Origin of the sequence: Streptomyces spinosisporus (assembly GCF_022698145.1) — a bacterium.
Taxonomy (GTDB): Bacteria; Actinomycetota; Actinomycetes; order Streptomycetales; family Streptomycetaceae; genus Streptomyces; species Streptomyces spinosisporus.
The window spans coordinates 24,838-42,646 of record NZ_JALDAX010000011.1; the positions used below are offsets into that span (position 1 = coordinate 24,838).

At 72.2% G+C, this 17,809-nt stretch carries 14 protein-coding genes; 4 read left to right on the forward strand and 10 right to left on the reverse strand.

The window, feature by feature from the left end; all coding sequences use genetic code 11:
* Window positions 1–118: 118 nt before the first annotated feature.
* The 3 genes from MQN93_RS26525 to MQN93_RS26535 form a co-directional block, all read right to left on the reverse strand.
* Entirely contained in the window at window positions 119–298 is a 180-nt protein-coding gene (locus MQN93_RS26525) for a hypothetical protein (protein ID WP_037781353.1), read from the reverse strand.
* Window positions 299–460: 162 nt separating this feature from the next.
* Window positions 461–1,663, reverse strand: a complete 1,203-nt coding sequence (locus MQN93_RS26530; RefSeq protein WP_242711533.1) for an FUSC family protein — start codon at window positions 1,661–1,663, stop codon at window positions 461–463.
* Window positions 1,664–1,762: 99 nt separating this feature from the next.
* The gene (locus MQN93_RS26535) at window positions 1,763–2,326 is read right to left on the reverse strand and encodes a cysteine hydrolase family protein (protein ID WP_242711534.1); all 564 of its coding nucleotides are present in this window, start codon (window positions 2,324–2,326) and stop codon (window positions 1,763–1,765) included.
* Window positions 2,327–2,506: 180 nt separating this feature from the next.
* On the opposite strand from MQN93_RS26535, the gene MQN93_RS26540 reads away from it, so the two are divergent.
* Complete coding sequence (locus MQN93_RS26540; RefSeq protein ID WP_242711535.1) at window positions 2,507–4,735, forward strand: SpoIIE family protein phosphatase; 2,229 nt, start codon at window positions 2,507–2,509, stop codon at window positions 4,733–4,735.
* Between the two features lie 56 nt (window positions 4,736–4,791).
* Here MQN93_RS26540 and MQN93_RS26545 read toward each other — a convergent pair whose 3' ends face one another.
* The 7 genes from MQN93_RS26545 to fae all read right to left on the reverse strand — a co-directional run bounded on the left by MQN93_RS26545 (window position 4,792) and on the right by fae (window position 12,585).
* Window positions 4,792–6,318, reverse strand: coding sequence for an FAD-dependent oxidoreductase (locus MQN93_RS26545; protein WP_242711536.1), 1,527 nt, complete (start codon window positions 6,316–6,318; stop codon window positions 4,792–4,794).
* 113 nt (window positions 6,319–6,431) lie between these two features.
* Window positions 6,432–7,049, reverse strand: a complete 618-nt coding sequence (locus MQN93_RS26550; protein WP_016433123.1) for a TOPRIM nucleotidyl transferase/hydrolase domain-containing protein — start codon at window positions 7,047–7,049, stop codon at window positions 6,432–6,434.
* Window positions 7,050–7,205: 156 nt separating this feature from the next.
* Window positions 7,206–8,360: an iron-containing alcohol dehydrogenase family protein gene (locus tag MQN93_RS26555; protein ID WP_242711537.1), complete on the reverse strand. Its 1,155-nt coding sequence runs from the start codon at window positions 8,358–8,360 to the stop codon at window positions 7,206–7,208.
* Between the two features lie 26 nt (window positions 8,361–8,386).
* Window positions 8,387–9,322 carry an NAD(P)-dependent oxidoreductase gene (locus tag MQN93_RS26560; RefSeq protein ID WP_242711538.1) on the reverse strand — a complete coding sequence of 312 codons (936 nt, stop codon included), beginning with the start codon at window positions 9,320–9,322 and terminating at the stop codon, window positions 8,387–8,389.
* 100 nt (window positions 9,323–9,422) lie between these two features.
* Window positions 9,423–10,943 (reverse strand): aldehyde dehydrogenase, encoded by a 1,521-nt coding sequence (locus MQN93_RS26565; protein ID WP_016433120.1) that lies wholly within the window; start codon window positions 10,941–10,943, stop codon window positions 9,423–9,425.
* A complete protein-coding gene (locus MQN93_RS26570; protein WP_242711539.1) occupies window positions 10,940–12,052 on the reverse strand; it encodes a mandelate racemase/muconate lactonizing enzyme family protein in 1,113 nt (370 codons plus the stop codon). Before MQN93_RS26570 ends, MQN93_RS26565 begins: the two co-directional genes overlap by 4 nt.
* The gene (gene fae / locus MQN93_RS26575; protein ID WP_242711540.1) at window positions 12,049–12,585 is read right to left on the reverse strand and encodes a formaldehyde-activating enzyme; all 537 of its coding nucleotides are present in this window, start codon (window positions 12,583–12,585) and stop codon (window positions 12,049–12,051) included. Before fae ends, MQN93_RS26570 begins: the two co-directional genes overlap by 4 nt.
* A 258-nt stretch (window positions 12,586–12,843) precedes the next feature.
* On the opposite strand from fae, the gene MQN93_RS26580 reads away from it, so the two are divergent.
* The 3 genes from MQN93_RS26580 (at window position 12,844) to MQN93_RS26590 (ending at window position 17,489) form a co-directional block, all read left to right on the forward strand.
* Window positions 12,844–13,641, forward strand: coding sequence for an IclR family transcriptional regulator (locus MQN93_RS26580; RefSeq protein WP_242711541.1), 798 nt, complete (start codon window positions 12,844–12,846; stop codon window positions 13,639–13,641).
* An 859-nt stretch (window positions 13,642–14,500) separates the two neighbouring features.
* Complete coding sequence (locus MQN93_RS26585; RefSeq protein ID WP_016433116.1) at window positions 14,501–15,976, forward strand: NAD-dependent succinate-semialdehyde dehydrogenase; 1,476 nt, start codon at window positions 14,501–14,503, stop codon at window positions 15,974–15,976.
* Window positions 15,977–16,130: 154 nt separating this feature from the next.
* Window positions 16,131–17,489 carry an MFS transporter gene (locus MQN93_RS26590; RefSeq protein ID WP_242711542.1) on the forward strand — a complete coding sequence of 453 codons (1,359 nt, stop codon included), beginning with the start codon at window positions 16,131–16,133 and terminating at the stop codon, window positions 17,487–17,489.
* Window positions 17,490–17,809: the final 320 nt, after the last annotated feature.

The window sequence follows — 17,809 nt, forward strand, 5'->3', positions numbered from 1 at the left end:
TCCCGGCCCGTCGAGGGGTCTTATCGCACCGTCGAGCGGTCTCCTCGCCCCGTCGAGCGGTACCCCGTCGAGCGGTATCCCCGCCCCTTCGAGCGCCGTCAGCAGACACCCTCGCCCGTCAGTCCTCGCCCCTGACGATGTTCCAGTCGGCGCTCGTGTGCGCCGTGGAGGAGGGGCCGCGCTCCTCGACGGGGGCCACGCAGGTGCGAATGCCCTTCCCGCGCAGTTGGCGGGCGGCCTTCGCCCACCCGGTCTCGGACACGTGCAGGACTTCCTTCTTCACGGTGAGCGTGCTCACGGCGCTGTCACTTCTCTCTGCTGCGAAAGACCCCGGCCCGCGGGGGCCGAGGAGCGCCGTTCCTGCACGGCGCCCGGGTCTCGGTGTCGTGTCTGGCGGGTTCCCGCACACCCGCGTGCAAAACGGTGCGGATCTCCTCGCGGCCGTGTGCGCGCGGCCCGGTCAGGCCGGCCCGTGCGCCGAGTCCTCGCGCGCCGACGCATCGAGATGCCAGGCCAGCCGCTGGGCCTGCAGGATGAGGGCACCGTACGCCGAGGCCTCCTCCGGCTCACCGGGCACGGAGTCGAGCATCTGCCGGTGCAGACCGTCCACGGTCGAGCGCATCTCCCGGGCGGCCTGCCGCAGCGACTCGTCGTGGTCCCGCCCTTCGCCGCTCTGCCCGGACAGCCGCATCACCTGGGCCGCCTGGGCCAGGAAGTCGGCGTAACCGTGGATCAGGGGCAGCCCCGCCCAGTGTGACTGCCGGTCCTCGGCGGCCGCCTCGACCAGAGTGCGGGTGAGTTCCGTCGTGTGCACGGCCGCGTACTCCAGCACCACCAGCGCGTCCTCGTCGTCTCCGGCCGGAGATGACGGTGCGAGGTTCCGGCGGCGTACGTTGCCCCACAGGCTCTCCCGGCTCCAGCCGACGGCCGACCTGCACTCCTCCACCAGGCGCTGGATGTGCAGGGCCTGCTGATGCCACGCCTTAGCCTCGTCCTCGTCCCACTGCCCGTCGACCAGCCGACCGGCCGGCTTCTCCAGGAGCTCCGCCGTCTTCCGGGCGGCCTCCTGAAGCGAGGCCCGGGCGTTGCGCAGGTAGACGGGCGGCCGGATCAGCGCGTTGACCGCGATGCCCACCGTCGCTCCGAACGCGGCCTCCCCGATCCGGGCCGCCGAGGCAGCCCAGCCGAAGTGCGTGTCGGTGAGCACGAACAGGGCGCCGGTGGCCGTGTAGATCCCCTGCCGTCCGAGGCGCCACCACGAGCTGAGCAGCACGACGACGGGGAGGACGAGGCCCATGGCACCGATCCTGTTGTGCATCAGCAGCACCAGAACGGTCGCCATGACCGTTCCCGCGGCGATCGCCGCCAGCTGCTGCAGAGCATGGGCCACGGACTGGTAGACCGTCGACTCCACGAGCAGGATCGCCACCCAGGGCGCCACGAACGCCATCGGCGCGTGCAGCCACCAGCCGACGACCGCCCACGACAGCCAGGCCGCGAAGGCGGCCTTGAGTGCCTGCGCCGCGAGATCCCGCTCCCGGCCGGGCTGCTCCCACGCCCGCCGTACGGCCTGTGCCGCGCCGTGCAGTTTCGTCGGTACGGCCTGTGCCGCGCCGTGCAGTGTCGTGGTCACGGCCCGTGCCGTGTCCGACGCTCGTGCCATGTCGGTTCTGCTCCGCGATCGCTGTCCTCCGTCAAAGGGGGCAGGGTTCCCACGAGCGCCGCGGCCAAGCATCGTGATCGGAATCGGGGTCCGGTCACCTCACGAGCCGGTGAGGTCGATTTCCTCGGCCGTGACGATCCGGGCGCCCATGTTGCGCTCCATCATCTCCAGTGCGGCCGAGCCGAGTTGGGGATGGATCGAGGCGACGGCGTCCCGCGGCACCGTGACCTCCAGGTGGCGGATGTGCGCGTCCAGGGCGGAGTAGAGGATGCACTGCTCGGTGACCTGCCCGCTCAGCACCACGTGGCCGACGCCCAGGTGCCACAGGAGGTAGGTCAGGGGCGTCTCGTAGAAGACGGAATGCCGGGCCTTGACCACGAACAGCGAGTCCTCGTCGGGCCGTATCGGTTCGACGAGGTCGGCGTGCTGGGTGGCCAGCGCGGCGTCCACGAGTTCGCCGTGGTGCGAGCGCCACGCCCCGAAGTTGTCGTTGGCGTAGATCACCGGTGTCTCCGCAGCGCGTGCCCGGCCGATCAGGTCCGCCACGACGGGCACGATCCGCCGCGCGGACGGCACGAGCAGCTCCGCGTCCTCGTGGTCGTACGTGTTGATCATGTCGATCACGACGAGCGCGAGTCCGGTCGTGTCTCCGGATCGGTACATCTCCACGTGCCTCCCTGCCGACCGGTTCGCCGGGTACCCGCCGGGCCGGACCGTGTAACGAGCTGCGATGCCCGATGCACCGACGAGCCGGACGACGGGGGCGTGGCTCTTGCCGCGCTTCGTGACGGAACCCCGGGGAACCCGTCGATCAGGTCAAGCACTGTCCTGTCAGGAGGAGCGGTGAGCCGGAGCGAGGTCACGACGGACGACGCATGTGAGCCGGTCGACGCGGTGCTCCTGGACGTCGTCCGGGACTGCGGCGCGTCCAGGGGCATGCTCTACGTCCTGCCCGAGGGCGGTGACGCTCTGTGGCTGGTGGCGCTGACCGGGACTCCGCGTGAGATGGCCGTTCCGTGGACCCGGGTGGGCCTGGCCGACCCCGTTCCGGTGGCGGACGCCGTACGTTCCGGCAGGCCGGTCTGGATCGGCGACATGGAGGAGATGGCACGCCGTTACCCGCGCACCTCCCTCGTCCTGCCCTACGCCTTCGCCCTGGCAGCGGCGCCCCTGACCGTCGGGGACGCCGTCGTGGGCGGGCTGGTGCTCCTGTGGCCCGCCAGTCACCCGGCGCAGTTCAGTGCCGGCGAGCGTGCGGTCGTCGACGCCGGGTGCAGGCGACTGGGGCGGCTGCTGCACCACGCGCCGGACCGCGCGGGCCCGCGCCCGGGAGGCGAACCGCGTCTGCTGCCGCACCCGTCGCGCGCCAGAGCGGTGCCCGCCGAGGGCAGCGAGCCGGCCGCGTTCATCGCCCGGCTGCCGGGAGGGGCGTGCGCGCTGGACGACACCGGCCGGTTCACCTTCGTGACCCCCGAGGCCGCGCGACTGCTGGGCACCGATGCCACCACCCTGGTGGGCGCCCTGCCCTGGGAGGCGCTGCCCTGGATGGACGTGCCCGACATCGAGGACCACTACCGCTCGGCAGTGGTCAGTCAGCGGCCCACCACCTTCAGGGCGGTGCGCCCACCGGACCACGGGCTGCTCTTCGCGCTGTACCCGGACTCCTCCGGCATGAGCGTGCGCATCACCCGCGACGATCCGCGCGACGAGCCCTCCCCGGGCCTCGCGAGCGCCTCCGCCGCATTCGACGAGATGACCGTGTCCGACGGCATCGCCGGGTCCGACGAGAGCGCCGAACCGGCCGAGAGGTCCGAACCGGCCGAGAGCACCGAACCCGCCGCCGGTGGCGGGCCGAGCCGGGCCGGTTTCCTGTACCACCTGATGCATCTGGCCGCCACGTTCACCGAGGCCGTGGGCGTCGAGGACGTGGTGGACCAGGCTGCCGACCAGCTGATGCCTGCGCTCGGCGCGACGGCGATGGCCGTGAGCGCGCCGCGGGACGGCAGACTGAGAATCCTCGGCCACCGCGGCTACGGGCCCGAGGTGGTGAAGCACTTCGACGATCTGCCCCTGACGGCCGACACCCCCGCCGTGCGCGTCATGGACAGCGGTAGCCCGCACTTCTTCTCGAGCTTCTACGAACTGCAGCGGTCGTATCCCGGTGCCGTGCAACGGGACGACAAGGCGTCCTGGGCCTTCCTGCCGCTGATCGCCTCCGGCCGCGCCGTCGGCTCGCTCGTCCTCGCCTACGACCGGGAGCGGCGCTTCCCGCCGCCCGAGCGCGCGGCGCTCACGGCGCTGGCCGGTCTCGTCGGCCAGGCACTCGAACGGGGCCGCCTCTACGACACCCAGTACGCCGTCGCGCACCAGCTCCAGGCCGCGCTGCTGCCCCGGCACCTGCCCGCCGTCCCCGGGCTGGGCGTCACCGCCCGCTACCGGTCGGCCGGGCACGGCCTCCAGGTGGGCGGCGACTTCTACGACCTCATCCGGCTGAACGAGACCACCGTCGCCGCCGCGATCGGCGACGTACAGGGACACGACATCGACGCGGCGGCCCTGATGGGCCAGGTCCGTACCGCCGTGCACGGGCACGCCGCCGCCGGGGCGTCCCCGGGAGACGTCCTGCGCAGCACCAACCGCCTCCTGGTCGACCTGGACGCCGGCCGCTTCGCCAGCTGCCTGTACGCGGACCTGGATCTCGCCCGGCATGCCGCGTGCCTGGCCAGCGCTGGGCACCCGCCCGCCCTGCTGCGCGATCCCGACGGCCGCACCGAGGTGCTCAGCGCCCCGCCCGGACTGCTCCTCGGCATCGACCGCGAGGCCGACTACAAGGCCGTCGAGTTCCCCCTCAGGCCCGGCAGCGCGCTCGTCCTGTACACGGACGGACTGGTCGAACGCCCCGGAGTCGATCTGGGTGAGGCCATCGCCGACCTCGCCGACCTGGTCTCGCGCACCGACCCCGCGGACCCGGACGCCATGGCCGACACACTGATCGACCGTGCCTCCGATCCCGCGGACGACGTCGCCCTGCTCATCATTCACGTCAACGGGACGGCGCAGGAAGCCGGTTGACCGCGCTGCGCGCCCGGCCGGCGAGCTGCGTGCCCGCCCGGAGCGAGGGTTAGCGCTCAGAGGTCGCGCTGCTCCAGCGGCCGCACCGCGGGGCCCTGGAGGATGCTGCCGTCGGGGGCGAAGCGGGAGCCGTGGCAGGGGCACTCCCAGGCCTGTTCGGCACGGTTGAACGCCACGAGGCAGCCGAGGTGGGTGCAGCGGGCCGAGACCGCCTGGAGCCGGCCGCTCTCGTCCCGGTGCACGGCGCACTGCCGCCCGCCCACCCGGACCACGGCACCGTCACCGGGGGCGATGTCGTCCGGCGAGTCGCTTTTCACGGCTGACAGCCGGTCGCCGACGAAGTGCTGGGCCACCTGCGCCTGATGCTTCAGGAACGACGTGCCCTCCCGGGCCACCGAAGCCATACGGCGGGGATCGTAGAGGCCGTCCCACGGGACCGGGCTGTCGTTGACGAGGTCGCTGAGCAGACGGCCCGCCATGATGCCGCCGCTCAGTCCCCAGCCGCCGAACCCGGTGGCGACATAGGTGTGACGGCTGCCGGGGTGGAGCGGCCCGACGAGCGGGACGGTATCGGTGGAGTCGTTGTCCTGCGTGGCCCAGCGGTGAGTGGGCGTGAACCCGCGGAAGCGGTCGGACGCCCAGGCTGACAGCCGGTCGAAACGTTCCTCGACGTCGGCGGTGCCGGGGGTGAAGTGCTCGCCGGTGACGATGAGCAGGCGGGTGCCGTCGCGGTACGGCGCACTGCGCACGGACCGGGTGGACTGCTCCGGCGTGATGTACATGCCGCGCGGGGCCACGTCCTCCCCGACGGGCCCGGCCACGACCAGCTCGCGGCGGGGGGAGAGCCGGGTGAACAGCAGCGCCCGGTCGAAGATCGGGTAGTGCGTGGCGACGATGACCTCACCGGCACGCACCGACACACCCGCGTCGGTCGTCAGGACGCACGGTTCACCCTCGGTGAGGCCGACGACTCGGGTGCCCTCGTACACCGTGCTGCCGCGACGGCGCAGATCGTCCGCGAGGGCCAGCAGGTACTTGCGCGGATGGAACTGCGCCTGGTCCGCGACACGGACCGCGCCGGCGACGGGGAAGGGCAGGTCGGTCTCGGTGACGAACTCGGCCGGCAGCCCGGCCTCGCGCGCGGCCTCCGCCTCGGCCCGCAGCTCCGCCACGCGCCCCGGGTCCTCGGCGTAGGTGTACGCCGCAGCCTCCTCCCAGTCGCACTCGATGCAGAGCTCGTCCACGACCTGGGCGGCGTGCCGGATCGCGGCGGCCTGCGACTGCGCGTACAGCCGCGCCCCCTCCGGACCGCGCGTACGGCGCAGCCGGTCGTAGATCAGGGTGTGCAGAGCCGTCAGCTTGGCACTCGTGCGGCCGGTCACCCCGGCGGCGAGGCGGTCGGCCTCCAGCACCGCCACCTCGCGGCCCTCGCGGGCCAGCTCCCAGGCCGCGCTCAGCCCCGCGATGCCACCGCCCACCACGGCCACGTCGACGCTGAGGTCACCGGACGGCGGGGGAGCGGGTGCGGGCGGTGGCGCGGTCTGCAGCCAGTACGAGCCCTGGATTCCTGTCTCAGTGTTCATGACCCCCGAGTTCCCGTCGGAGGGTTCCGGACACGCCGGGGCTCGCACGGGTCGCAGCCGTGCACAGCCGTACGTCCGCCGTGCCCGAGACGGCCGATCGACGCCGGTCCGGCTCAGACGCCGGAGAGCAGGCCCTCCAGCGGAGCGGGTACGCGGTCGGCGTCGAGCGCCTCCACCAGGACGCGGCCGTAGTGGATCTTGCGGCCCTTCTTCGTGCCGAGGAAGCGGCGCAGCTGCTGCTGCGCGGCGCGCCCCTGCTGGGCGGGCTGGCGCAGGAAGGTCTGCAGGGCGCGCAAGTCGCCCTCCTCCTCGACGAGTTCCTTGACCCGCGGCACCCCCAGCGCGCGGATGAGCTCGTCCTCCAGATCCGCGGCGCAGACGAAGAACCCGTGCTGTGTGGCGCCCGCCCCGTCCAGGGCCCGGGCGTAGTAGGGACGCTCGCGTTCGTCGCACAGTCCGGTCAGGGGGAGGTCGAGGCCGGTCGGCCCGAGGAGGGCGGCGAAGCGGCCGACGCTCATCGCTCCGCCCATGGGCAGCACGCAGACTCCCTCGGCCGCCAGATTCCGGCCGCGGCGCTCGGCGAGCGCGTCGACCGCCGCGACGTCGCTGGGCCCTTCGAGCAGCACGACCCTCCGGACGGGAAGGCGCCCCGCCAGCTCGCGCGCGGGTTCGCCGGGGCCACCGGCTGCCCAGGCCGTGACCGCGTCCCGGAACGACCCCATGTCAGCCATGCAAGAAGTCTCCGCCGCCCGGTGGTCGTCGCGCCAGGCAATTTTGTCCAACGACCACCGGTCATGGCGCCGGGTCCGCGAGGCGGCGGCCCAACAGCCGGGCGGTGACGAGGAGTTCGTCACCGCCCGGCTGCCGCATGTCGACGCCCGCGCGCCTCAGTACGTCCGCTCCAGAATCTCCAGCACCTCGGCCGTCTCTGGAATCCGCGGAGCGTTCTTGGTCACCGCGTCCGCGACCGCACCCGCCGCCACGGAGGACAGCATCGGACGGTCGGCGCCCAGCTCGCGCAGCGGACGCTTGATGTCCAACGCCGCGGAAATCTCCCGTACGGCGGCCACGGTGGCCCGCGCCCAGTCGCCGTCGGCGGGCGGGTCGAGGCGCATGGCCCGTCCCGCCTGCTCGTACGCGTCCCGGGCCGCGGGCGCGCTGAACTCCATGACCTCTTCCAGTACGGCCGCCAGGGCGACCCCGTGCGGTGTGCCGGTGTGCGCCGTCAGGGCGTGGCCGATGCCGTGCACGAGGCCCAGGCCGGAGAGCGTGAGGGCCTGGCCGGCCAGATGCGCGCCCATCATCAGTTCGGCGCGGGCGTCGAGGTCCGAGCCGTCCCGGTACGCGGCCGGCAGCGCGCGGCTGACCAGGGTCACGGCCTGCGTGGCGTAGGCGACGGAGAACGGGTTCGCGCCGCGCGAGGCGAGCGACTCGATACCGTGCACCAGGGCGTCGATGCCGGTGGCGGCGGTGGCAGCGGCAGGCAGACCGAGCGTCAACTCGGGGTCCAGCAGGGCTACTTGGGGGCGGACCGACGGGTGCCCGATGTAGACCTTGCGGTGGGCTGCGGCGTCCTCGATGACTCCGAAGCCGTTGGTCTCGGCCCCGGTGCCGGAGGTGGTGGGGATCGCGACCAACGGCAACCCGTCCGCGCCGTCCCACAGATGGTCGGCGTCGGCGGCCACCGCATCCGGATTGCCGACGAGCAGCGAGATGCCCTTCGCCGCGTCCAGCACCGAGCCGCCGCCGAGCGCGACGACCGCGGCCGGACCGAACGCGCGGGCCCGCGCCGCGCCCGCGTCGACGTTGCCGGTGGACGGGTTGGGCGCCACCTCGTCGTACACCGCGTACTCGATGCCCGCGGAGTCCAGGGTTTTCAGGACGCGTTCGGCGACGCCCGCCGCGCGCAGCCCGCGGTCGGTGACGACGAACGCCCGTGTGTGCCCGGTCGCCGCGATCAGTGCGGGGAGCCGGTCGATGCGGCCGGGTCCGAACTCGACGCGGCAGATGCCGTCGATGCTCAGAGGAGTAAGGGAGTTCATGGGTGCGGCTCCTGAAAGGTCGGGCGTCAGACCGTGACGGTCGCGTCGTCGAACGCCACGGTCGGGTTGGGCAGGCGGAACTCCCGTCCCGCGAGCGCCTCGTAGAGGCGGATCGGGCTCATCTCACCCGCGAGATCGCCGTGTTGGGCCTTGGACCGGCGGTAGATCTGCTCGACCAGTGCCGACAGCTCGGTGGAGACACCGACGTCGCGGCCCAGGTCGACGGCGAGGCCGAGGTCCTTGCAGGCGAGGGCCATGGCGAAGGAGTCGTCGTAGTCACCGTCGGTGAGCACGCTCATGAGGTCGCGCTCGATGAAGGAGGAGGCGGCCGGGCTCGCCAGCAGCGCGCTGCGCAGCACCCCCAGGTCGACGCCCGCCTTGACACCCATCGCCAGGACCTCCGAGGAGGCGACGAGATGGGTGAACCAGAGCAGGTTGATCATGAGCTTGACCGTGTAGCCCGCGCCGAGCGGCCCCACGTGCAGGATCCGGTCCGGGTCGCCCATCGCCTCGAAGACGGGCAGCGCGATGCGGAAGTCGTCGTCCGCTCCGCCGACGAAGATCTGCAGCATCCCCGCGTCGGCGCCGTGGGCCATGCCGCTGACCGGGGCGTCGAGACGGCGCACGGCGCGGGCGTCCAGCACATCGGACGCCACCCGGTCGGCCGCGGCCGGCGTGGACGTCGACATGTCGATCCACAGGGCGCCCTCCGGCAGCGCCTCGGCCGCCCCGCCGCGCAGCAGGACGTCCTCGACGATCCGCGGGTTGGGCAGCATGGTGATCAGGAACTCCGCGTCCCTGGCGCACTCGGCGGGGGAGTCGGCCCAGCGGGCGCCGAGCGCGAGATGTTCCACGCCGGCCTCGGGCCGGGTGTCGTGCACGGTGACCAGGTGTCCCGCGTGGATCAGGTGGCGGGCCATGTGACGTCCCATGTTGCCCAGGCCGATGAAACCGATCCTCATCAAAGTCCTCGCTAGGTGGCGGTGTGGTACGGGCGGGTGGTGCAGGGCGTGTGGTGCAGGGGGTGTAGTGCGGGGCGGTGCTCTAAGGGGGCAGGGCCGTTCAGCCCAGGTTGATCCAGGTGGTCTTCAGCGCGGTGTACGCGTCCAGCGCGTGCAGGGACTTGTCGCGGCCCGCGCCGGTCGCCTTGAAGCCGCCGAACGGCGTGATGACGTCGCTGGCGTCGAAGGTGTTGATCCAGACGGTGCCAGCCCGCAGCCGCTTCGCCGTGCGGTGGGCGACGGTCACGTCCCGCGTCCACACGGAGGCGACCAGCCCGAAGTCGCTCTGGTTCGCGAGCCGTACGCCCTCGTCGACGTCGCCGTCGTAGGACACCACGGCGAGGACCGGGCCGAAGATCTCCTCCTGGCCGACGACGGAGGTGTTGTCCACGCCGTCCAGGACGGTGGGTTCGACGAAGCTGCCGCCGGTGGAGGCGAGGACGCGCTCGCCGCCGAAGAGCACGGTCGCGCCGTCCTGCCGGCCGCGCTCGATGTAGCCCAGGATCTTGGCGAGTTGGGTCTCGTCGACGATCGGGCCCATCACGGTGGCCGGGTCCAGCGGGTCGCCGACGCGGAAGGTGTCGGCGGTGATCCGCCGTACGGCGTCCAGCAGTTGGTCCTTGACCGAGGAGTGCACGACGACACGGGAGCCCGCGTTGCAGGTCTGCCCGGCGTTGTAGAAGATGCCCCAGGCCACGGCGGACGCGGCGGCCTCGATGTCGGCGTCGGCCAGCACCAGTTGGGGCGACTTGCCGCCCGCCTCGACGGCGACCTGCTTGCCGTTGGACTCGCCCGCGTAGACCTGGAAGAGCCGGGCGACCTCCGCCGAACCCGTGAAGGCGATCTTGTCGACCTCGGGATGGCGGCCCAGCGCCTGCCCCGCGACCTCGCCCCGGCCCGGGACCACGTTCAGGACGCCGTCCGGCAGCCCCGCCTCGGTGGCCAGCGCGGCCAGCCGCAGCGCGGCGAGTGAGGTCTGCTCTGCGGGCTTCAGCACGACGCTGTTGCCGGTGGCGAGCGCCGGGCCGAGCTTCCAACTGGCGATCAGCAGCGCGTAGTTCCAGGGCACGACGACGCCGATGACACCGAGCGGCTCCCGGGTGATCAGCGCGAGCGCGTCACCGGGCGTCGGCGCGATCTCGTCATACGACTTGTCGATCGCCTCCGCGTACCAGGCGATGGTCTCGGCGGTCTTGGCCACGTCCACCCGCACCGACTCCGTGATGGGCTTGCCCATCTCCAGGGTGTCGAGCAGGGCCAGCTCCTCGGCGTGCCGGAGGATCAACTCGGCCCAGCGCAGCAGGATCCGCTTGCGTTCCTTGGGCGCGAGGTCGCGCCAGCGGCCGTCCTCGAAGGCGGCACGGGCGGACCGTACGGCCCGGTCGACGTCCTCGGCGGAGGCCGCCTGCACCTCGGCGAGCACCTTGCCGTCGCGCGGCGAGACGCTGGAGAAGCTGTCGCCGGACGTGGCGTCGGTGAAGGCGCCGTCGACGAACGGACGGGTGTCGAAGGTGAGTTTGTCGGCCGCGGCCTGCCACTCCTCGTGCGACCGCTGCAGCAACTCCTCGATGGTGTACGTCACTTGATCCTCCAGCGGTCGATCGCGTCCTCGTCCAGCTCGACGCCGAGGCCCGGCCTGTCCGGCACTTCCAGACAGCCGTCGGCGTTCACCCGCACCGGCTCGGCGAGCATGAAGTCCCGGCGTTCGGGGGTCCAGCCGGGCGGGTCGTAGGGGAACTCGAAGAAGGGGCCGCCGCCGACGCCCGCCGCGACATGCAGGTTGGCGAGCACGCCGATGCCGTTGGTCCAGCTGTGCGGGGTGAACTGACGGTGCTTCAGGTGAGCCAGCTCGGCCAGGGTGCGGGCCCGCTGCATGCCGATCGCGAGCACGACGTCCATCTGGTAGATGTCGAGCGCGTCCTCCTCCAGATAGCGCAGCAGCTCGGTGGGGGAGTGGTGCATCTCGCCGGCCGCGATGCGCACGCCGGGGTTCTCGGCGCGCAGCCGCTTGAAGCCGTTCAGGTCGGCGTACGGCAGCGGCTCCTCGACCCAGAACACGTCCAGTTCGGCGAGCCGGGCGATGGTCCTGCGGGTCTTGGCCAGGTCCGAGGCGTGCGCGGTGTCGCCCGCCATCCGCCAGGACTGGTTGAGGTCGACCATGATCTCGAAGCCGTCGCCGAGTTCCTCGCGCACGGCCCGCACGGCCGCGATCCCCTCGTCCACGCGGTCGCGGTCGATGCGGATCTTCAGCGCGCGAAAGCCCGCCTCGCGCACCTTCAGGGCCGTCGCGACGCGCTCCTCGGGGGACTTGAGCTCGCCGGAGGAGGCGTAGGCGGGCAGCTTCTTCGACGCGTTGCCGAACAGCTCCGCCACCGGTCGGCCGTGCACCTTGCCGATGACGTCCCACAGGGCCGCCTCCAGGGGCCAGTAGTGGGCGCCGTGGAAGTTGGCGGTCTCGATCGCGCGGACGTGCCGGGTGATGTCGAGGGGGTCCTCGCCGACGAACAGGTGCTTGTAGGTCTCGAAGCCGTCCATGAGGTCGCCGGAGCCGATGCCGGTGATCCCCTCGTCGGTGTGCACCCGGACGATCGTGGCGTCGAAGTGCCGGCGCGGCTCCGGGTCCCAGGCCGCCCGGAAGGGCGGGTCCAGCTCCAGCCGGAGGCGGTCCAGCGTGATGTCGGTGATCTTCATCGGACCAGGGCCTCCGGCGAGGGTGCGTAGAAGGGGTTGGCGGGTCCGGCCTTCGCCGCGTCCAGGGCGTCGGCCACGGACGGCGTGCCCGTCACGGCGGCCCGGATCGCGCCGTGCGCGGCCTCCCGCTGGTTGCGGAAGGACACGTCGAGGTCGTCGACGGCCGGGTTGACCCACACGGCGGCGATGATCAGCAGGTCGTCCGCGTCGTCGGCGGGGATCAGGCCCGCGGCCACGGCGTCCAGGACGCCCTGCGCCAGCCCGGCCTGGGCGGACCCCCAGGTGGCGCGCTCGTGCAGTTCGCCCGAGGCGGCGGCCTTGTTCACGAACAGCGTCAGCGGCTTCACCGGCACCGACGGGCGCACGACCGTCATGAACGGCACGTGCCCGGCGCTCGGTGTGGCCAGCGCGGTCGCCCAGGCCGTCTCGACCGGGCCGCCCTTGCGGCCGATCACGACGTTCGTGTGCGCGGCGTTCGCACCGTCACCGACGAAGGACTCGCCGATCAGCGCGGTCGCTGCAAAGGGGGGCATCGCAACTCCTGGACCTGGGAAGGGGGTTGTGTGGGGTACGGCGGGATGCGGGAGGAACGCGGGGTACACGGGGTACGCGGGGTACGCCGAGGTCCGGGACGAACCTCGCATTCAGCGCAGTTTCCTCCGGGCCGATGTCGCGAATCTAGGTCTGGCGACAGGCGCCCGCAAGGCGGTCACGGGAATCGAAATGCCGGTTGCTCTGCTGACAACTCGGTGCTTGACCTGGGCGTTCCTCGACCGGTCGGCAGGCATACGATGACGGCCGTGAGCGACTCCTCCTCCGCCGCGCGCGGGCACGGGCTCCGCCGTGACATCGACCTCCTGGAAGCCCTCGCCTCCGACGAGGCGCAGCAGGCGGGCGGCCTCGGCGTGGTACGCCTCGCACAGCTGGTGGGCCGCGAGAAGACCCAGGTCTCCCGGGCCCTGAAAACCCTGGCCGCCGAGGGCATCGTCGAACGCGATCCCGACACCCTGGAGTACCGGCTCGGCTGGCGGCTGTACTCGATGGTGGCCCGCACCTCCGAGAGCCGGCTGGTCCGTGTCGCCGAACCGGTCATGCACACCCTGTCGGCGGAACTGGAGGAGACCAGCCACCTGTGCGTGCTCAGCGACCGCGACGTGCTCACCCTGCTCTCGGTCTCCGGCCACTCCTTCCGCGTCCACGGCTGGGAGGGGCGCGGCGTGCCCGCCTGGCAGCTGTCCGCGGGCCGGGTACTGCTGGCCGACGCGACCCCCGACGAGCTCTACGTCCGCTTCGGCACGAGCAGCGAGATGCCCGTCCAGGACCTGTGGACCCTCATACAGGACGCGAAACGCCGGGGATACGCGCGCGTCAGCGAGGAGTTCGAGGAGGGCCTGGTCGGCGTGTCGGCCCCCATCCGGGACTTCCGCGGCCGCGTCGTCGCCGCCATCAACATCTCCGCCCCCAAGACCAGACTCGGCGACCGCCTCGACGAGGCGGGCCGCACCACGGCCCGAGCGGCAGCCCGCGTGTCGATGCTGCTGGGCTGGGAGCCGAGGCGTACTTCGGGGGTTCGGGCGCGGTTGACATGAGCGCGGGGGGTGCCTGGCCGGCGGGCTGAGCGGGTGGGGGTTGCGTGCGTGTGAGGGGTGCGGGCTGGTCTGCTGGTGGGGTGTCGGGTGGCTTGAGGGCGGTGGGTGCGGGGTGGTTGGGGTGGGTGTGGGGCTTGGCTGGCGGTCGGGAGGGTGTGGGTTGGCGGGAGCGTGATGCTTGCCGGACGGTCCGGCGCGGGTTGGTGTGAGCGTGGTGCGGGGTGGACGCTCGGCGCGGGTTGGTGTGGGCGTGATGCGGGCTGGACGGCTCGGCGCGGGCTGGCGGGAGCGTGATGCTTGCCGGACGGCCTGGTGTGAGTTGGTGTGAGCGTGGTGCATGGTGGACGGCCCAGCGCGGGTTGGCGTGAGGGTGGTGCGTGGCGGCTGGCCAGGTGTGGTTCGGCGTGAACGTGGTGCGTGGTGGCTGGCGGGTGTGGTTGGTGTGGGTGTGGTGCTTGCCGGGCGGCCGGACGCGGGTGGTGTGGGTGTGGTGCTTGCTGGAGGGCCGCACGCGGGTGGCGTGGGCGGGGTGCAGCGTGGACAGCCGGACGCGGGTTGGCGTGGGTGTGGTGCTTGCCTGACAGCCCCCGGCACGGGTTGGCGTCAGCGCGGCGCGTGGCGGAGGGTCCGGCGCAGCTCGCGTGAGCGTGGTGCACGCCTGTCGGGTGGGTGCGGCTCGCGTGGGTGCCGTAGCGCTGCGTGTGGCGGTCTCGGCGTACTCCCGGGTGTGATCGGTGAGTTGCCCTCACAGCAACCCGCGTTGCGATCCGCCGGAGTCACCTTGTCGCCCCCATGACGCGCTCGTAAATTCACCGCGCATCGGACGAGATCCCGTCCGGAACGGAGAAAAGAGCAGCTCATGACCCTCGCCGGTATCGACCTCCTGGCCAAGGCCCCGCTCGGAGACGGCGACGTACTCCTCGGTGGCCGATGGCTTCCGGCAGCCGACGGACGCACCTACTCCCTCCACGACCCGGCCACCGGCGACCTGATCCGCGAGGTCTCCTCGGCGGGCGAGCAGGACGCCCGTGCGGCGATCGAGGCGGCGCAGTCGGCCGCGGCCGAATGGCGCGCGACACCTCCGCGACGGCGCTCGGAGATCCTGCACGACACCTTCGTGTCGATGCGAACCCACCAGGACTCCCTGGCCCGCCTCATCGTGCTGGAGAACGGCAAGGCCCTGCGCGACGCGGTGGCCGAGGTCGGCTACGCCGCCGAGTTCTTCCGCTGGTTCGCCGAGGAGGCCGTACGCATCGGCTCCTCCTTCGGCGACGCCCCGGGCGGCGGCTTCCGGCATGTCGTGCGCAGGCACCCCGTCGGCGTCACCGCCTTCGTCACGCCCTGGAACTTCCCCGCCGCGATGGCCACCCGCAAGATCGCCCCCGCGCTCGCGGCCGGCTGTCCCGTCCTGCTCAAGCCCGCCCCCGAGACCCCGCTCACCGCACTCGCGGTCGCCGCGCTCCTCGCCGAGGCCGGAGTACCCGCCGGACTCGTCAACGTCCTGCCCACCGACCGCGCCCCCGAGGTCGTCTCCGCCTGGCTCGGCGACGAGCGCGTGCGCAAGTTCTCCTTCACGGGCTCCACCGCCACCGGAAAGCGGCTGCTGGAACAGGCCGCGGCGAACGTCGTCAACGTGACCATGGAACTCGGCGGCAACGCCCCCTTCGTGGTCTGCGCGGACGCCGACGTCGACGCGGCCGTACGCGGCGCCATGGACGCCAAGATGCGCGGCGGCGGCGAAGTCTGCATCGCCGCCAACCGCTTCTACGTCCACGCCGACGTGGCCGCCGAGTTCACCGAGAAGTTCGGCGCCGCCATGAGCGCCGTACGCACCGGACCCGGCCTTGAGGAGGGCGTCACCCTCGGGCCCATGATCAACCGGGCCGCCGTCGACAAGATCCGCACCCTCGTCGACGACGCCGTGCACCGTGGCGCGGTGATCGCCGCGCAGGGCACGGTGCCGGACGGCCCCGGCCACTTCCACCCCGCGACCGTCCTCGTGGACGTCCCCGACGACGCCCGCATCCTGCACGAGGAGGTCTTCGGCCCCGTCGCACCGATCAGCACCTTCACCGACGAGGAGGAGATGCTGACCCGCGCCAACGCCACGGTCCACGGCCTCGCGTCGTACGTCTACTCCCGCGACGTCGGCCGCGCCCTCCGCATCGCCGAACGCCTGGAGGCCGGCATGGTCGGCGTCAACCGGGGCCTGCTGTCCGACCCCGCAGCCCCGTTCGGCGGCGTCAAGCAGTCAGGGCTCGGCAGGGAGGGTGGGCGCGAGGGCATCGAGGCCTTCCTGGAGACGCAGTACATCGCCCTGGACTGGACCGACTGACCACCTCCGCCGCCCCGTTCCGTCCCGTCCTCGCCACCCCTCCCGGTTCCCCCCGATCCGCACCCCCCTCCACACGCCCCATCCACACCCCCCTCCACACGCCGCATTCACACCGGCCCCGATCCGCTCCCGCCGCTCACGACAAGGACCGCACATGGCAACGACGCCTGCGATACCGCCCAGCACCACCCAAGCCCCCGACCACGTGCGCGAACGCCGCCGCCTGCACACCAAGCTGAAGCTCGCCACCCAGATCGGCGAGGGCATCGACGGCTACGTCATCGGCGGCATCGGCATGGCGATGACCGCCCTCACCGCCGACCTCCATCTCTCCACCCTGATGGAGGGCCTGGTCGGCGCGTCACCGCTCATCGGCATCTTCGTCGGTGGCCCGCTCTTCGGCCGCCTCGCCGACCGCTACGGACGGCGCCCGGTGTTCCTGGCCGACATGCTGATCTTCCTGGTCGGCTCGGTGCTGCAGTTCTTCGTCACCGACGGGATGCAGCTCTTCCTCATCCGGCTGGTGATGGGTGTGGCGATCGGCGGGGAGTACGCCATCGGCGCCCCGCTGCTGTCGGAGTACGCCCCCAAGCAGGGGCGCGGGCGTCTGCTCGCCAGCCTGGAGATCAGCTGGTACGTCGGCTACGCCCTGGCCACGGTCGTCGGCGCCGTCTTCGAGGACGTCGACGGCGGCTGGCGCTGGTCGCTGGCCAGCAGCGCGGTCCTCGCCGTGGTGTGCGTGTCGCTGCGGGGCGGCATCCCCGAGTCGGCCCGCTGGCTGCTGAGCAAGGGGCGCCGTGAGGAGGCCGAGGCGCTGATCGAGAAGTACGGCATCGAGATCGACGTCACCGCCGAACTCGACGAGCGCACGGCGACCCAACAGGCCGGATTCCGGGCTCTGTTCCGCAAGGAGCACCTCCGCAGCACGGTGTTCGCCAGCGTCTTCTGGGCCGCCCTCGTGCTGCCGTACTTCGCCATCGGCACGTACTGGACGCAGGTCTTCGAGGCCCTGAACATGGGCGACAACGCGGTGGCGGCGCTTCTCGTCTACTCCTTCACCGCGGTCGCCGGTGTCACCGCCGGCTGTCTCGTCGTGGACCGCATCGGCCGCCGCCGGCTGCTGATCCCGCCGTTCTGGATCACCGCCGGCTGTCTCGCACTGGTCGCGGTGTGGCCGTCCTCGACCCCCGTCATCGTCTGCGGATTCCTGTTCTTCATCTTCCTCAACGCCGCCTCCAGCGCCCTGACCGCGGTGTACCCATTGGAGGTCTTCCCCACCTCCCTGCGCGCCACGGGCGTCGGCTTCGCCACCGCGATGAGCAGGGTCGGGGCAGCGATCGGCACCTTCCTCCTCCCGATGGGCCTCGACCACTACGGCGCCCGCTTCGTCCTCCTGATCGGCGCCGCCGTCCTCGCCATCGGCGGCCTCGTCTCCCAACTCCTCGCCCCGGAAACCACAGACCTGGACCTGGCCAACGCAGCCCGCCGGGCCCGCGAAAAGCCAACGCCGTAACCCCGCGAGGGCGTGTCAGCGAAACGACACCACCCTCACGCGACCGGCACCGGACCCGATGCGGGCACGGCTGGTGCTCCGGGGAGGTCGGGGCCCCTGAGGGCCGGGGCCCGCCGGGGCTGCCGCGAAGGTGGCGGCGTCGCGCGAAGCGGTCGCGGCTGCGTCAACTCCGGTGCAGTGCGTCGGCTTCGCCCGCCCGACGGCGTGACCGCGCGGCTGTCCGGCGGAAAAACTGCGCCGGGCCCCGGTGCGGCGGTCGGAGCTCGAAACCGCCGTAGCACCGGATGACCAGAACCCCCGGAAGAGCCGGAGCCCCCGGG

Excerpts from the sequence above, each read along its gene's own strand:
- MQN93_RS26530 (WP_242711533.1), bottom strand. The coding sequence starts at position 1,663 with ATGGCACGAGCGTCGGACACGGCACGGGCCGTGACCACGACACTGCAC.
- MQN93_RS26535 (WP_242711534.1), bottom strand. The coding sequence starts at position 2,326 with ATGTACCGATCCGGAGACACGACCGGACTCGCGCTCGTCGTGATCGAC.
- MQN93_RS26545 (WP_242711536.1), bottom strand. The coding sequence starts at position 6,318 with ATGAACACTGAGACAGGAATCCAGGGCTCGTACTGGCTGCAGACCGCG.
- MQN93_RS26550 (WP_016433123.1), bottom strand. The coding sequence starts at position 7,049 with ATGGCTGACATGGGGTCGTTCCGGGACGCGGTCACGGCCTGGGCAGCC.
- MQN93_RS26555 (WP_242711537.1), bottom strand. The coding sequence starts at position 8,360 with ATGAACTCCCTTACTCCTCTGAGCATCGACGGCATCTGCCGCGTCGAG.
- MQN93_RS26560 (WP_242711538.1), bottom strand. The coding sequence starts at position 9,322 with ATGAGGATCGGTTTCATCGGCCTGGGCAACATGGGACGTCACATGGCC.
- MQN93_RS26570 (WP_242711539.1), bottom strand. The coding sequence starts at position 12,052 with ATGAAGATCACCGACATCACGCTGGACCGCCTCCGGCTGGAGCTGGAC.
- fae (WP_242711540.1), bottom strand. The coding sequence starts at position 12,585 with ATGCCCCCCTTTGCAGCGACCGCGCTGATCGGCGAGTCCTTCGTCGGT.
- MQN93_RS26580 (WP_242711541.1), top strand. The coding sequence starts at position 12,844 with ATGACGGCCGTGAGCGACTCCTCCTCCGCCGCGCGCGGGCACGGGCTC.
- MQN93_RS26585 (WP_016433116.1), top strand. The coding sequence starts at position 14,501 with ATGACCCTCGCCGGTATCGACCTCCTGGCCAAGGCCCCGCTCGGAGAC.
- MQN93_RS26590 (WP_242711542.1), top strand. The coding sequence starts at position 16,131 with ATGGCAACGACGCCTGCGATACCGCCCAGCACCACCCAAGCCCCCGAC.